This window comes from Hymenobacter arcticus (genome assembly GCF_054779975.1).
Genome location: NZ_BAAGXF010000002.1, coordinates 162,287 through 175,325, shown reverse-complemented (window position 1 = coordinate 175,325; position 13,039 = coordinate 162,287). Strand labels below are relative to the sequence as shown.

The following is a 13,039-nucleotide window of genomic DNA, read 5'->3' as shown; positions in this document are numbered from 1 at the left end:
CATGCGTCAACCGGTCGGCCGGCTTCGCCGGCGGACCGGCGCACGTACCCTTGATAGTCACATTAGCGGCTCAGAAAGCTATTTCCCAAGCCCTCAGTATTTTACCGTCCTTTTCTCTTTCTCGCCATGGGAATTTTCACCAACCGCGACTTTCAGCCCAAGCGCCCCGCCAACCCCAAGCTGCCGCCCGGCCAGTACGAAACCACTGATTTTCCGGTGCTTACGGCCGGCCCCACGCCCCGCATCGCGCTCCCCAACTGGGAGTTTCGCCTCGAAGGCCTGGTGGAAGAGCCCGTGAAGTGGAGCTGGGAGGAGTTCAACCAGCTGCCAATGCAGGACTTCAACCCCGACATTCACTGCGTCACGAAGTGGTCGAAATTCGACACCCACTGGCGCGGCGTGAGCGTCGACACCCTGCTGGAGCACGTCAGGCTCAAGCCAGAGGCGCAGTTTGTGACCGAGTTTAGCTACGGCGGCTACACCACCAACCTACCGCTGGCCGACCTACTGGATGGCAAGGCCTTCGTGGGCCTCGTGTACGACGGCCAGCCGCTGGCGCCCGAGCACGGCGGCCCGGCCCGGCTGGTGGTGCCGCACCTCTACTTCTGGAAAAGCGCCAAGTGGGTGCAGGGCCTGCGCTTCACGGCCACCGACGAGCCCGGCTTCTGGGAGCGCGGCGGCTACAGCATGTACGGCGACCCTTGGAAAGAGCAGCGCTACCGCGACGATGATGACGCGGCCAGCACCACCAGCATCCGGCTATGAGCAAGGTAACCTGGCAAGTAGCCACCGTCAAAAGCATCCGGCCCGAAACGCCGCGGGTTAAGTCCTTCACCCTCAGCCTACCCAGCTTCACGCCCCACCTAGCCGGCCAGCACTACGACCTGCGCCTCACCGCTGAGGGCGGCTACCAAGCCGAGCGCAGCTACTCCGTGGCCTCCCCGCCCGAGCAAACCGGCGAAATTGAGCTCACCGTGGAGCTGGTGGAGGAAGGCGAGGTGTCGGGCTACCTCTTCGAGGGCGTGGCCGTGGGCGACCCGCTGGAGGTGCGCGGTCCCATCGGCGGCTACTTCGTGTGGCGCGGCGAGCCCACAGCCCCGCCGCTGCTGCTAGTGGGCGGCGGCTCGGGCGTGGTGCCGCTCATGGCTATGCTGCGGCACCGGCAGCGCCTGGGGCTGCGCATGTCGACCGTGCTGCTATTCAGCGTGCGTACGCCCGAGGAAGTTATTTATCAGGCTGAATTAGAAGCGTTAGCGCACGCCGACTCTACGTTTACCCTGCTCCTCGACTACACCCGCCAGGCCCCCGCTGGCTGGGTGGGCTACCAGCGCCGCATCGACGCGGCCCTGCTGGCCGAGGTGGTGGCGCGGTTTGGCAACGTGCCGCCGCAGGCCTTCGTGTGCGGGCCGACGGGCCTCGTCGAAAGCGTAGCGAATGGCTTACAGGCCGCCGGGCTGCCACCCGAAAGCATTCTAACCGAGCGGTTTGGGCCGACGGGTGGGTAAGCACGAACCGGCTGGGCTATGCAGCAGGCAATAGCCAGACCTAGTGGTAGCCGAAGCGGTAGCGCAGGCCCACTTTGGTGTAGAATTGCCGGGCACCGACGGGGGCGCTGAACAGGTTGTGCAGGTCTTGCAGGCCGCCCACTTCCAGGGTGGCCTGCACCCGGCGGCGGCGGCCCAGGCCGTAGCCCAGGGCCCCGCCCAGGTTGGCCGTCACGCCCCACGATTCGCGCCGGAACTCATTCACTACCAACTCGGTCACGTTGTAGCCCTGGGTGCCATACTCGCGAAAGTGCAGCGCGGTGCGCACCACGGCCGCGCCGCCCACCGCCTCCAGCTGCAGCCGCCGCCGAAACGAGCGCGTGAGGGCGTAGCGCACCTGCACCGGCACGGCTACCAGACTCTCCTCCAGCTGGTTGGTATCGAGGCTGCGCCAGTCGGCGCCCTGGTAGCGCACCTGCGCCGGGTAAATGGCCGAGGGAGAGGAGTACTGCCGGTTGCGCTCGGTGCCGGCCTGCACCCCGAGTTGCAGGGCCAGGCGCGGGGTGAGGTAGTAGCCGCCGTACAGGTACCACGTGCGGTCGTTTTCGTAGGTGTGGGGCCCGGTATCGCTGTTGGTGCCGCCCGTGCCCGAGGTAGGAAAGTTGGTTTCCTTCTCGTAGCCGTTCACGAATTCGTGCCGGTTGGCCGGGTAGGGGTTGGCCCGGGAGTAGTGGCCGAAGTAGCGGGCATCGCCAAACTGCACACCCGCAAAAAAGCGCGGCAGCAGCGTGCTCACCTCGGTAGGCACCGCCTCCTGGGGGGCAGCCCCCGCGATGGTAGGCAGCGCCAGCCCCACCCGCAGGCCGATTACGGGGCCAAAATTCTGCCACTGCCCGGCGTGCAGCAGCCCGCTCACGCCCACGGTGGCATCCACGAAGCCGAAGCGGCCCAGCCGGCGCTGCACCCCGTAGAGCAGGGCCGCGTCGGTGGCCGGGCCGGTGCCATCGGTGAGCAGGTGGAAGGGGGTTTCGCTGGGGCCGTTGCTCAGGCCCAGCCCCAGGGCCAGGGCGAAGTAATTGGCCGAAAAGCCTATTGTGCGGTGGCCCCGCAGCAGGCGGCGCTCTAGGTTGTAGTAGTAGCGGCCCGCCAGCTGCGCCCGCAGCTGGGCGCTGGCCACCGGGGCCCCGGCCGCCCCCTCGGCCCGGTAGTGGAGGAGGGCCGGGCTCAGCTCGAGCTGCCCCGACCAGGCGCGGCCCAGGCGGCGCTCGTAGGCCAGGTGCAGGCCGTAGCGGGTGTAGTAGCCCGGCACGTCTTTGGTCTGGCTCACGGGGTAGCCATTGGCAATGAAGTTGTTGAGGCCCAGCTTCCACTGGCCGCGGGCCTGGCGCGGCACGGGCGGCAGCCCGGCGGCCGGCACCTGCTCCTGGTCCATGGGCAGCTGGGTGGTGTCGGCGGGGGTGGTTTGGGCAGCGGCCAGGGTCGTGGTTAGCAATAGGCCAATGGCCAGCGCACTCAGGTGGCAAATAGTAGGCATAAAGAGCTTTTTAACGCTGATAAACAATGTTTTAGGCTGCCAGCTGCGTGACCGGGCCCGCCGCCGGCTAGTGGTAGCCAAAGCGGTAGCGCAGGCCCGCGCTCACGCCCCCCTGCAAGGGCTCAGTATTGTTGAAAGTGGTACTTAAGTCTTTGGTAGTCAAAAACTCGGCGGTGGCCTGCACCCGGCGGCGGTAGCCAAAGCCGTAGCTGACGCCCACTCCCAGCGAGGCGTGCATACTGAATAAACGGCGCTCAAACTCGGCCGCTACCTGGCTGGTCAGCTGCTGATTAACCACTTCGTACTGCACCGCGCCAGACGATGACCACAGGGGCACGAGGCTGCCAATGACCTCAAACTGAAACCGCTGCTGGAAGGCCGGCGTGAGGGCGTAGCGCAGGCTCACGGGCACGGCCAGCTGCTGGTCGGTGGCCAGCAGATTCTGCACCAGGATGTAGCCGCTGGGCGTGTCGAAAGCAATGGCTCCCAGCACCTTGTGGTAGCGCTCGTACTGCACGCCGGCCTGCACGGCCAGGCGCGGGGTGAGGTAGTAGCCCCCGTACACGTAGGGCAAGGTGCTCACGTACTGCGTATACGTACCGTAGCCGTTGTTATACGCCCCACTGCCGTAGCTGGTCGTTACCGTGACGTTGGGTGGCGGGATGATGGCAGAGGGCGGCAGCGGGTTGTCGGGGGAGTAGTGCAGGCGGTAGGAATAGCCGCCCACCTGCACCCCCACGTAGGCGCGGGGCAGCAGCGTGAGCACGGCATCGGCGGGCACGGGCGGGGCCACGGCGGGGCCGGCCCCCGGCAGCACCAAGCCGAGCCGCAGGCTACCGTTCAGGCCCAGGCTCTGCACGCTGCCACCGGCCAGCAAGGCGCTTATCCCCAGGCTGGCATCCACGAAGCCGTAGCTGCCCAGGCGGCGCTGCAGGCCGTAGAGCAGGGCAGCATCGGCCACCGCGCCCACCGGGCTGGCTACCAGGTAGAACGGAGTTTCGCGCACCGGCCCGCCCAGGCCAGTACCCACGGCCAGGGAGACGTAATTGGCCGAAAAATTACCGGTGTAGTGGCCCCGGCGCAGGCGGCGCTCCAGGTTGTAGTAGTAGCGGCCCGCCAGCTGGGCCCGCACGCTCAGGCCCGCGCTAATGTCCTGGCCCGGTGCGAGGCGGTAGTGCGTAATGGCCGGGCTTACCTCCACCTGCCCCGACCAGGCGCGGCCCAGGCGGCGCTCGTAGGCTAGGTGCAGGCCGTAGCGGGTGTAGTAGAGGTTATAGGAGCCGAGGGCCGGAATGGAAAGCGCCGGGTAGGCGTCCACCAGAAAGTTGTTCAGCCCCAGCTTCCACTGCCCCTGGGCCACGCGCTGTACCCGCTGCGGCAGCGGCGCGGTAGCGGGTGCGGCGGCTTCTTCGCCGTAGCGCAGGTGGGTGGTGTCGGCGGGGGTAGTTTGGGCGGCGACGGGCCCGGCCAGGGCCGCCCCGCATAACAGACCCAGCCAACGCAAGTAGTTGTTTTTCATAATAATACTAGGGTTTGAGCGAGGAAGAAATGCTAAGTGGCGCGGCCGGTAGCGGCTGGGTTTGCAGCGTGAGCGGGGCGTAGGTGGTGGTGGCCCGCACCAGCGGCCGGGCCGGGCCGGCCACCGTGAGGGTGGCCCGCGCCTCGGTGCCGCGCCGGGCGGCGGCGTAGGCGGCGGGCACCGCGAGGGTGCCTTGCTGGGCACTCAGCTGGTAGGCAAACTGCTCGGGCTGCGGCACGCTGATGACCACCTCGGTGCGGTCGGTTTCGAGGGTGAGCTTGCGCAGGGTGGCGGCCGGCTGCACCCGCACGCTGCCGTAGAAATTGCGCACCACGCAGCTGCCGCCCAGCCCCAGCAGCAGCACCGCCGACTTATTGGCCTCGCACGTAAAATCGGCCTGAATATCAGTGCCCGTGAGGTCGGCGTAGCGGGCCGTTACGGCGAGGGTGCCGCGCAGGTCGCGCAGGGTTATTTTGCCGAAGCTCTGCTCCAGAGTCAGGCGGCCACTGAGGTCGGCCAGGTCGGTTTGGCCGTAGGCGTTCACCACTTGCAGCGGGTTGGCGGCGGGCATAAACACCGTGTACTCGGCCCGCAGGTCGGCGCGCACGGCGGGGGCCCCGGCGGGCAGCTCAAAGAAGTTGAGCAGGTCGAGGCCGTTACCGTTTTTCTGGAGGCGGTACTGGGCCACGGGCAGGTCTTGCTCGGCCACGGCGCGCTCGGGGTGCCGGGCGCTCAGGCGCAGCGTTACGCGCACGGTGGGCTGGTCCCAGGCCCGCACCTGCACGGTCGCCTTTTCGGCCCGAATGCGCACCGCCATGCCCGGCGCGCAGGGCCAGCTTTGCTCCAGCGTGCGGGTCACTACCTGCACTTTCTGCTGGGCCCGGGCGGCGGGCAGCGCCCCCAGCGCCAGCAGCGCCAGCAGCAGGCCCAGTCGCCGGGCACGATGTAATAAATTGTATAACATATTGTTAAGAGATAAAGAGCTGCACCAGCTCGCGGGTGAGCGCGGCTTTCATACTGACGAGCTGGGCCTGCTCGCGCAGTAGTTCGGGTGAGGTGCCAAAGCGCCGGGCATCGAGGCGCAGCCGAACTTCCTGGGTTTCCAGTTCGGCCAGCTGCGTGCGCAGCGAGCGAAACTCGCCCGACTGGCACACCCCCGGCAGCGCCGAGCACTGCGAATTGATAAACGCCTGGCCCTGAAGCTCCAGCGGGTCGGCAGCTGCCGAGCTGCCCGCACTGGCCGGGGCCGGGGCGGCGGCCGTTTCTTCGCTGTAGGCCACGCTTTCGCGGGGGCCGGCGGCCACCGCTACCGGCCGGGGGCCGGGGGCCGCCGGGCGCTGCTGCCACCACACGCCCAGCAGCAGCAGCACGCTGGCGGCCAGCGCCAGCACCCGGCGCACCACGGGGCGGGCCGGCCACAGCGTGCGCACCACGGCATCCGCCGGCTGGCGCACAACCGCTTTGCTGTCAATATTTTGCATAACACCCGGCGCGTCCAGCCGGGCCGCGATGCTGGCCCACAGGTCATCGGCGGGCTCGTGGGCGGGCAGGTCCGGAATGATGCGGGCTAGGGCTTCGTCGGCGGCCAGCTGGGCGGCTACGCGGGGCCAGGTGGCCGGGGCAGGCTCGTGGGTGGGCAGGGTAGCTACCGCCCGCCGCAGGTTCGGGGCGCCGCGGTCGGGCGCGTCGGGGGTTGGGTTCATCGGTAGAGATACTGAAGTTTGCGTTGTAGCACGCGCTTGGCCTGAAACAGCTGCGACTTGCTGGTGCCCTCGCTGATGCTGAGCAGCTCGGCCACCTCGCGGTGGGCGTAGCCCTCTACTTCGACCAGGCAGAAAACCGCCCGGTAGCCGGCCGGCAGCTCGCCGATGGCCTTTTCCAGGGCCTCGCCGGTGAGGCCGTCGTGCCAGGCCACCAGCGGCTCGGGGTGCTGCCCGGGGTTATATACGTCCATGCGCTGCTCACACTTGAGGGTGCGCAGCGCCCGCCGCACCACAATGGTTTTCACCCAGGCCCCCAGCGTGGACTGCTGCCGGAAGCCGCCCAGCGCCTGGAATACTTCGATGAAGCCTTCCTGCAAGGCATCCTGCGCCAGGGCGTGGTCGCCCAAAATGCGGAGCGCCGCCGAAAACATGGCCGTTTTGTAGCGCAGGTACAGCTGGTGCTGCGCCTGCCGGTCGTGGGCCAGGCAGCCGGCCACCAGGTGCGCTTCGTCGGCAGGCAGAAAGGGGGGCGAAGCGGACACTGACCGGGGCGGCTGATTGATTTTCGACCCAAAGTGACAGGCCGCCGCCGAAAGGTTGGTTGCCTGGTCCAAAATATTTTCCGGCCCCACCCGGCGCTCAGCACTGTGGCGCGGCAGCAGCAGCTCGCAAGCATAGCCGCAATGCCGGGAAACACTTTTTTAAGGGAAATTAATTATTATTAACTCATTCACAATCATGCTTTTACTCGCAAAATTAAATACCTTGACGGGCCGGATAAGTATTTTTTCCAGGAAGCCAACCAACCTTTCTTCCGGGAGCCGACACTTTCCGGCAGCTTCTCACCAACCCCGGTTTTTCTTTTCCGCACTTTTCAGCAATCCCCACTTTTTTCATGCAAAAACTTCTCCTCCTGGCGGCCGGCCTCCTCGCCCTCGGGGCCTGCAAAAAGAACGATACCGCTGCGCCCACCCCCTCGCGCACCGACCTGCTCACGGCCAAGCCGTGGCGGCTAGCGGCCCAAACCACTACCAGCACCCCCAGCAGCGGCCCCGCCACCACCACCGACGACTACGCCACCCTGTCGGCGTGTGAGCGCGACAACTTTGTGAAGTTCAACCCGGATAAGACGCTGCTCGTGGACGAAGGCCCCACGCGGTGCAGTGCCTCGCTGCCCCAAACCTCGGCCTTCACCTGGGATTTCAACGCCGACCAGACCAAGCTGCTCGTCGCCTCACCGGGCAAAGCCAATGCCGAAACAGATGACATTATCGAGCTGTCGGCCAGCACCTTGCACTTCCGCACGGCCGTTACCAGCAGCTCCGGCACGGTCAAAACCCAGGATGTTACCTTCACCTCTTTCTAACGCAACCACCTCCCTGTCATGAAGAAACTTCTGCTGGCCCTGCTGGTACTGAGCGCCTGCGCTAAAAAGGACGAGGGCCCCGCCTACAACGACTTCACGCCGATAAGCGGGCAATTCAAAATCACGAACGACGGGTTTTTGCGCTACAACAAGCACGATACCACGGCCGTGCTCTCCGACCTGCGGCTGCGCATCAACACCGGCGGCACCCAGGACGTGTATGAGTTTCAGGGCCGCCTCAGCGCCCACGAAACCGAGAACATCCGGTTTCTTGTCGATAAAAACCGGGCGGGTACCGGCCCCTGGACCAAGCTTGCCACGGAAGGCACCACCTACGTCAACGGCAAGGTCTGGACGCAGGGCGGCAGCTCCAATTCAGGCTCGCTTTCGGCCAGCGGCAACACGTTTACCGCCTCGTTCGCCCATTCCAGCACCACGGGCGTGCTCAAATAACCGCCAAGCGAGCCGTTTAAAACAGGCGGGGCCGCTGAGCAGACAGGCCTGATTATCGAAAAAAGCGCGCCCACCTCCCTCGCAACGGGTAGGCGGGCGCGCTTTTTTGGGCCGGTGGCAACTACTGTTGCAGTTTCAGCAGCTCTGCTTTGGCAATGCTGGCGGCCTCCTATTTGCCATAAATTGTTATTAATCAGATTTTTGCTTCATCAGCTGTTTGCGTTGCGCAGTAGGTAATAACGCGAAAGCCGCCGCCCTTGCTGGCGCTGCCCGGGCGGATTTTATAGAGCATTGCGCCCAGGATTTTGCCCGGCCCCGGGCACCGCTAGGCAGCCCGGTCCAGTAAGCGGAGCACGACTTCCTTCTGGAAGGCGCGAAACACCGGGTTGCCGGTGGCATTGGCGAAGACGAGGACGCCCGTGTGGTGGGCCAGGTCCAGGCAAACCACGGAATCCGCGCCCGGGTCGCCGCCGCTGTGGCTCGCGAGCGGGGTGCCGTTCACCTCGCGCCGGAGCCAGATGAGGGCTTGTTGAATGGTGTTGTTGCCGGGCACGACCGCTGGGGCGGGCTGCGGTGCCAGAAAGGTGCGCAGCGTGTCGGGTTGCAGGTACCGCCGGTGCCGGCTAACGCCTTCATTGGTAAACACTTCCAGGAGGCGGGCAAAATCGCGCGCCGAGCTCCGGAGCGAGCCCGCCGGCCAATCGGGGTAGCCCGTCGGGGGCAGTTCGCGCAGCTGCCCTTCGGCCCACTGGTAGGGCTTGGCCAGGTGCTGGGGCGGGATATCGGCGACCTTCCAGGCCGTGTGGCGGGTACCCAGCGGCCGGAACAGCTGCTGCTGCGTGAGGGCCGCCAGGGGGGTGGGGCCCACCCGGCCGGCCAGGTAGCCCAGCAGGGCAATGGCCACGTTGCTGTACTGCCACTGCTGGCCCGGCGGCACGGTAGTGAAGCAGTCGGCGGCGGCATACCAGGTGCCGCCCGGGGTGAGGTAGCCCACCAGGAAATCGCGCAGGGGCAAGGTGGGGTCACCCACCACGCTGAAGGCCGGGGTTTGGCCATAGCGAACATCTGAAATGCCCGAGGTGTGGGTCAATAAGTGCCGAAACGTCAGCGGCACATTGGGAAACTGGGGGTGCCGCACGGGAAAATCCAGGTACGGCCCGATGGGCTCGTCGAGGTGATATTTCTGCTGCTCCAAGAGCTGCATCAGGGCGGTACCCGTAACCACTTTGCTGACCGAGGCAATGTGAAAGGCTGTGTCCGGCGTTACGGGGCGGGCGGCGGCTACATCGGCCAGCCCGTAGCCGGCCGTAAACACCGTGCGCCCGGCCCGCACAATGGCCACGCCCAGGCCGGGCGTGTGCGTTTGGGTTAACCCCGCCCGCACAAACGTGGCAAATTCCGGCTCCCAGGGCTGGGCGACCGGCCGACGGCCCCACACCGCCGGCGCGGCGAGCAGGGAAACGCCTAGCTGCAAGGCCTGACGACGATTCATAAAATGGGTTAGTTGGGTGAAGGAAGCAACCAGGGAAACGCTCCCCGCGGCCGTATTTCGGCGAAAAAGCGCGGGCAAAATCAGGGCGTGCAGCGGTAGCGCGCCACAAAGGCGCGGAACGCCCGGCGGTAGGACTCGCTGACGGGTAGCCACCGGCCGCCGACCTGCACTTTGTCCTTATCAATGGCCTCGATGCCGGCCAGGCCCACGATATAGGAGTGGTGAATGCGTACGAAGCGGTCGGCGGGCAGCTGCGCCACCAACGCTTTGAGGCGCAACAGGCTGATAATCTTCTGCGAACGGGTATGGACCGCCACGTAATCGCGCAGCCCTTCTATAAACAGAATATCATCGCAGAAGACCTTATGCTGCCGGGCCCCGTCCTTGAGAAACAGGAAGGCGGGCTCGGCGGGGAGTAGCAGCGGCGGCGGGGCGGCCGGGGTGGGCCGCCGGTCGTAGGCCTTGTGCACCGCCCGCAGAAACCGCTCGAACGTGATGGGCTTGAGCAGGTAATCCACCGCATCTACCTCGTAGCCGTGCAGGGCGTATTGCGAATGGGCCGTGGTGAGAATGACCAGGGGCGGGCGCGGCAGCGTGCGCAGCAGCTCCAGCCCGGTGAGCTCAGGCATGTGCACATCCAGCAGCAGCAGGTCGATGGGCGTGGTGCGCAGGATGTCCAGAGCAGCCAGCGGACTGGCGCAGGCGGCGTGCAGTTCCAGAAAAGAAACCTTGCCCACGTAGTCAGTGAGCAGGTGCCGGGCCAGGGGCTCGTCGTCCACGATGAGGCAGCGCAGGCTCATACCAGGTGCAGGGTAAGGTGCACGTGAAAGTGGGCGGCGGTGTCATCCAGCCGCAGCTCGTGCCGGCCGGGGTAGGCCAGGGCCAGCCGCCGCCGCACGTTGAGCAGCCCCGTACCGGGCAGCGGCGCGGTACCGCGGGCGGGCAAGCGGCCATTGGCCACCGTGTAGGCGCAGGTGGTGGGCGTCACGCGCAGGTGCACCCGCACCCAGGCGGCCGGGTCGTCGTCGCGCACGCCGTGCTTGAACGCGTTTTCCAGAAAGGTCATGAGCAGCAGCGGGGCCACGGCCACCCCGGCCGGCTCGCCCTCCACCACAAAGTGCACGGCCACGGGATTATTGAGCCGGAGCTGCTCCAGGCTGAGGTAGCTGCGCATAAACGCGATTTCCTGGCTCAGCGGCACCGTGGGCTGGTTGGATTCTTCCAGCAGGTAGCGCATCATTTGGGCGAGCTGGGCCACCACTTCCGGCGTTTTGGGCGACTGGGTGTAGGCCAGGTAATACAGGTTGTTGAGGGTGTTGAAGAGGAAATGCGGGTTAATCTGGGCCTTCAGAAACTGGAGCTCGGTGAGCAGCTGGGCATTTTCCAGCGCCTTGGTTTTCGCTTCCAGCGCGAAGGTTTTGGCTTCCAGGGCAAACCAGCCCACCGAAAAGCGCAGCATGGCGATAAACAGCACGACGGTGAGCGTGCCGACCACCGTTGCCACCACAAAGCTGAACGAGTGCAGGTAGGCGGGTGGCAGGGCGGCGAGCAGGCCCGCCGGCGCGAAATACTGCATGGCTTTCACCCGCAGCCACACGCTCAGCACCAGGGCCCCGGTGAGCTCCAGCAGGTAGCGCCCGGTGCGGTGGTGGGTTAGCCACCGGGGCAGCAGGTAGCCATAGTTGAGGTAGGCCACCAGCCCATTGCCCACCAGCGGCACCAGTGCCCAGGGCACGGCCTGCCGCCACCCATACTCGTGCTGGATTTGGTAGAAATAGAACGAGAAGTAGACGCCCCAAAACGCCAGGTGCAGCAGCACTACCCGGTACCGATAAAGAAACAAACGCATGAGCAGCTGGCAAACAAAGCACAAGTATACCGCCGCCCACGAGGGGGCCAGCGGCCGCGCGGGCCCTATTCGACACGTGCGGCTTTTTTATCGGCAGTTGCCAGTTACCGCCTCTTTTGCCCTTCGCAACGCAGGTGTCGAATATCAGTTGGCACTGGTCGAAAATAGCCCTTACTGCTGCGGGAAGCCGCTTTCCTTTGCGCTATCCGGTTGGCAGAAGCCCACCGGCACTTCCCATCTTTCCGGCTGCCCCGCTCATGCCTTTTCTGCGCACCCTCCTTACCTATGGCTTGCTGCTGGGGCTCCTGCTCGGGCTCTACACCACCCTGATGTGGCTCACCCGCCTCGATACGACGTACCTCGCCACTGGGCAATACCTGGATATGGCCGTTGGGTTGCTGCCGGTTGGGTTTATCGCGGCCGCTATTCACCGGCAGCGCCGGCAAAGCCACCTCAGTGGGCTGCGGCGCGTGGCCCTCGGCATCGGGGTGATGGCCCTGGCCGAGCTGCTTTATCGGCCATATCTCTACCTGTACCATACCGTCATTAACCCGAGTTGGTTTGCCGCCGTGCTGGCCCTGAAGCAGACCGAGCTACTCGCGGCGGGCCGCAGTGCTGCCAGCATTGCCACCGAGTTGGCCCACTTACAAATCAGTCATTCCCAGCAGACTGGCATGTTTCACGGCTTCTGGCTGTCGGCCATGGGGTTGCCCGTACTGGTAACCCTGCTCACTTGGCCATTGCTGCGCAACCGGATTGCTGGGAGCGAACGTCTTCTGCCGGGTGGCCCTCCTGATGGAGGTACCATGTACCCTTGCCGGATGGGAGATAGTGGCGGCGGGAAAGTAGGACCTTGATATTAAAAGTCGGAGCAAAAATTAAACGGGCGGGTTGCTGGTGGGCTCCCATCTGAAGGCCAGCAGAGCCTCGCTATCGAAGCGGAGCGAGTCCTTGAGCGCGTCGTCGGAGAAGTTAAACTCCCTGTGCAGGTTGATATGCCGCCAGCTTACGGACGAGCTGGCGACGCTGGCGGCGGCCAGCTACTGGCGCTCGGCCGCCGGGGCCTGGAATAAGTACTGATTGAGGTAGAGACAATTCCAACATACATTCATGTCTTGCACCAGCCGTTTTGGCCGTAGAACAGGCCCGGGCGAAGTGGTGAGTGCTTTCGAGCTTATCCAGCTGGTCGTCGATGCACTTACGAAAATTACATTACTCAGTAAATGAGGGAGTTAACTTGTCGTATAGCAACGTTTTACCGTCAGTATCCTACTGAGGTAGCTGTGGCCTTCGTCTTCCTGGCTGTGGTGGGAATATTCCAGATTGGCAATGAAGACAACTCGGCCGGCTGGCCCCGGCAGTGGCAATGTCACGCCCGCATTCGGCTGGGCCGGCTCAATCATGGCCGACCCGAAATCTATTATTATCACCCAAATGGCACTTGGGCACACCTGCCCTACCTGGCAGGCGCCATCGAGCAACTGCGTACCAATGACAGCATTAGCAAATCATTGACTGATACGCGATTCTACGTCATTCGGGACAGCGCTCGCTACCGAATGACTTTGCAGTATACCTGGAACGCAACGACCCGCGAGTTTGAGTTCGCGGGTCGTAATTCTACTAGGCGCTGAGCTTC

General features: G+C 65.0%; 14 protein-coding genes. 6 read left to right on the top strand and 8 right to left on the bottom strand.

The genetic code is table 11. The annotated features are described in order from the left end of the window. The first annotated feature begins 126 nt into the window (after positions 1 to 126). Positions 127 to 765, top strand: coding sequence for a sulfite oxidase-like oxidoreductase (locus tag ACYVGC_RS04310; RefSeq protein ID WP_460582558.1), 639 nt, complete (start codon positions 127 to 129; stop codon positions 763 to 765). Further along, complete coding sequence (locus tag ACYVGC_RS04305; protein ID WP_460582557.1) at positions 762 to 1,505, top strand: ferredoxin reductase; 744 nt, start codon at positions 762 to 764, stop codon at positions 1,503 to 1,505. The genes ACYVGC_RS04310 and ACYVGC_RS04305 overlap by 4 nt, the downstream gene beginning before the upstream one ends. A gap of 40 nt (positions 1,506 to 1,545) precedes the next feature. Here the strand turns inward: ACYVGC_RS04305 and ACYVGC_RS04300 are convergent, their stop codons facing one another. The 5 genes from ACYVGC_RS04300 to ACYVGC_RS04280 all read right to left on the bottom strand — a co-directional run bounded on the left by ACYVGC_RS04300 (position 1,546) and on the right by ACYVGC_RS04280 (position 6,782). Next, positions 1,546 to 3,018 (bottom strand): hypothetical protein, encoded by a 1,473-nt coding sequence (locus ACYVGC_RS04300; RefSeq protein WP_460582556.1) that lies wholly within the window; start codon positions 3,016 to 3,018, stop codon positions 1,546 to 1,548. 67 nt (positions 3,019 to 3,085) lie between these two features. After that, the gene (locus ACYVGC_RS04295; RefSeq protein ID WP_460582555.1) at positions 3,086 to 4,537 is read right to left on the bottom strand and encodes a hypothetical protein; all 1,452 of its coding nucleotides are present in this window, start codon (positions 4,535 to 4,537) and stop codon (positions 3,086 to 3,088) included. A 7-nt stretch (positions 4,538 to 4,544) separates the two neighbouring features. Next, the gene (locus ACYVGC_RS04290) at positions 4,545 to 5,501 is read right to left on the bottom strand and encodes a DUF4097 family beta strand repeat-containing protein (protein ID WP_460582554.1); all 957 of its coding nucleotides are present in this window, start codon (positions 5,499 to 5,501) and stop codon (positions 4,545 to 4,547) included. A gap of 4 nt (positions 5,502 to 5,505) precedes the next feature. Then, complete coding sequence (locus ACYVGC_RS04285) at positions 5,506 to 6,240, bottom strand: hypothetical protein (RefSeq protein WP_460582553.1); 735 nt, start codon at positions 6,238 to 6,240, stop codon at positions 5,506 to 5,508. Next, a complete protein-coding gene (locus ACYVGC_RS04280; RefSeq protein WP_460582552.1) occupies positions 6,237 to 6,782 on the bottom strand; it encodes an RNA polymerase sigma factor in 546 nt (181 codons plus the stop codon). The genes ACYVGC_RS04285 and ACYVGC_RS04280 overlap by 4 nt, the downstream gene beginning before the upstream one ends. 353 nt (positions 6,783 to 7,135) lie before the next feature. On the opposite strand from ACYVGC_RS04280, the gene ACYVGC_RS04275 reads away from it, so the two are divergent. Together ACYVGC_RS04275 and ACYVGC_RS04270 are read left to right on the top strand one after the other, a co-directional pair. Beyond that, positions 7,136 to 7,606: a hypothetical protein gene (locus ACYVGC_RS04275; RefSeq protein WP_460582551.1), complete on the top strand. Its 471-nt coding sequence runs from the start codon at positions 7,136 to 7,138 to the stop codon at positions 7,604 to 7,606. Positions 7,607 to 7,624: 18 nt separating this feature from the next. After that, positions 7,625 to 8,059: a hypothetical protein gene (locus tag ACYVGC_RS04270; RefSeq protein WP_460582550.1), complete on the top strand. Its 435-nt coding sequence runs from the start codon at positions 7,625 to 7,627 to the stop codon at positions 8,057 to 8,059. A gap of 325 nt (positions 8,060 to 8,384) precedes the next feature. Here ACYVGC_RS04270 and ACYVGC_RS04265 read toward each other — a convergent pair whose 3' ends face one another. The 3 genes from ACYVGC_RS04265 to ACYVGC_RS04255 all read right to left on the bottom strand — a co-directional run bounded on the left by ACYVGC_RS04265 (position 8,385) and on the right by ACYVGC_RS04255 (position 11,400). Continuing rightward, entirely contained in the window at positions 8,385 to 9,551 is a 1,167-nt protein-coding gene (locus ACYVGC_RS04265) for a serine hydrolase domain-containing protein (RefSeq protein ID WP_460582549.1), read from the bottom strand. 80 nt (positions 9,552 to 9,631) lie between these two features. After that, on the bottom strand, positions 9,632 to 10,351 hold the full coding sequence (locus tag ACYVGC_RS04260; protein ID WP_460582548.1) for a LytR/AlgR family response regulator transcription factor: 720 nt from the start codon (positions 10,349 to 10,351) through the stop codon (positions 9,632 to 9,634). Continuing rightward, on the bottom strand, positions 10,348 to 11,400 hold the full coding sequence (locus ACYVGC_RS04255) for a sensor histidine kinase (protein ID WP_460582547.1): 1,053 nt from the start codon (positions 11,398 to 11,400) through the stop codon (positions 10,348 to 10,350). Before ACYVGC_RS04255 ends, ACYVGC_RS04260 begins: the two co-directional genes overlap by 4 nt. 257 nt (positions 11,401 to 11,657) lie before the next feature. Here ACYVGC_RS04255 and ACYVGC_RS04250 point away from each other — a divergent pair, with 257 nt between their 5' ends. Both ACYVGC_RS04250 and ACYVGC_RS04245 read left to right on the top strand, forming a co-directional pair. Then, the gene (locus ACYVGC_RS04250; protein WP_460582546.1) at positions 11,658 to 12,257 is read left to right on the top strand and encodes a hypothetical protein; all 600 of its coding nucleotides are present in this window, start codon (positions 11,658 to 11,660) and stop codon (positions 12,255 to 12,257) included. Positions 12,258 to 12,683: 426 nt separating this feature from the next. Beyond that, positions 12,684 to 13,034 carry a hypothetical protein gene (locus tag ACYVGC_RS04245; protein WP_460582545.1) on the top strand — a complete coding sequence of 117 codons (351 nt, stop codon included), beginning with the start codon at positions 12,684 to 12,686 and terminating at the stop codon, positions 13,032 to 13,034. Positions 13,035 to 13,039: the final 5 nt, after the last annotated feature.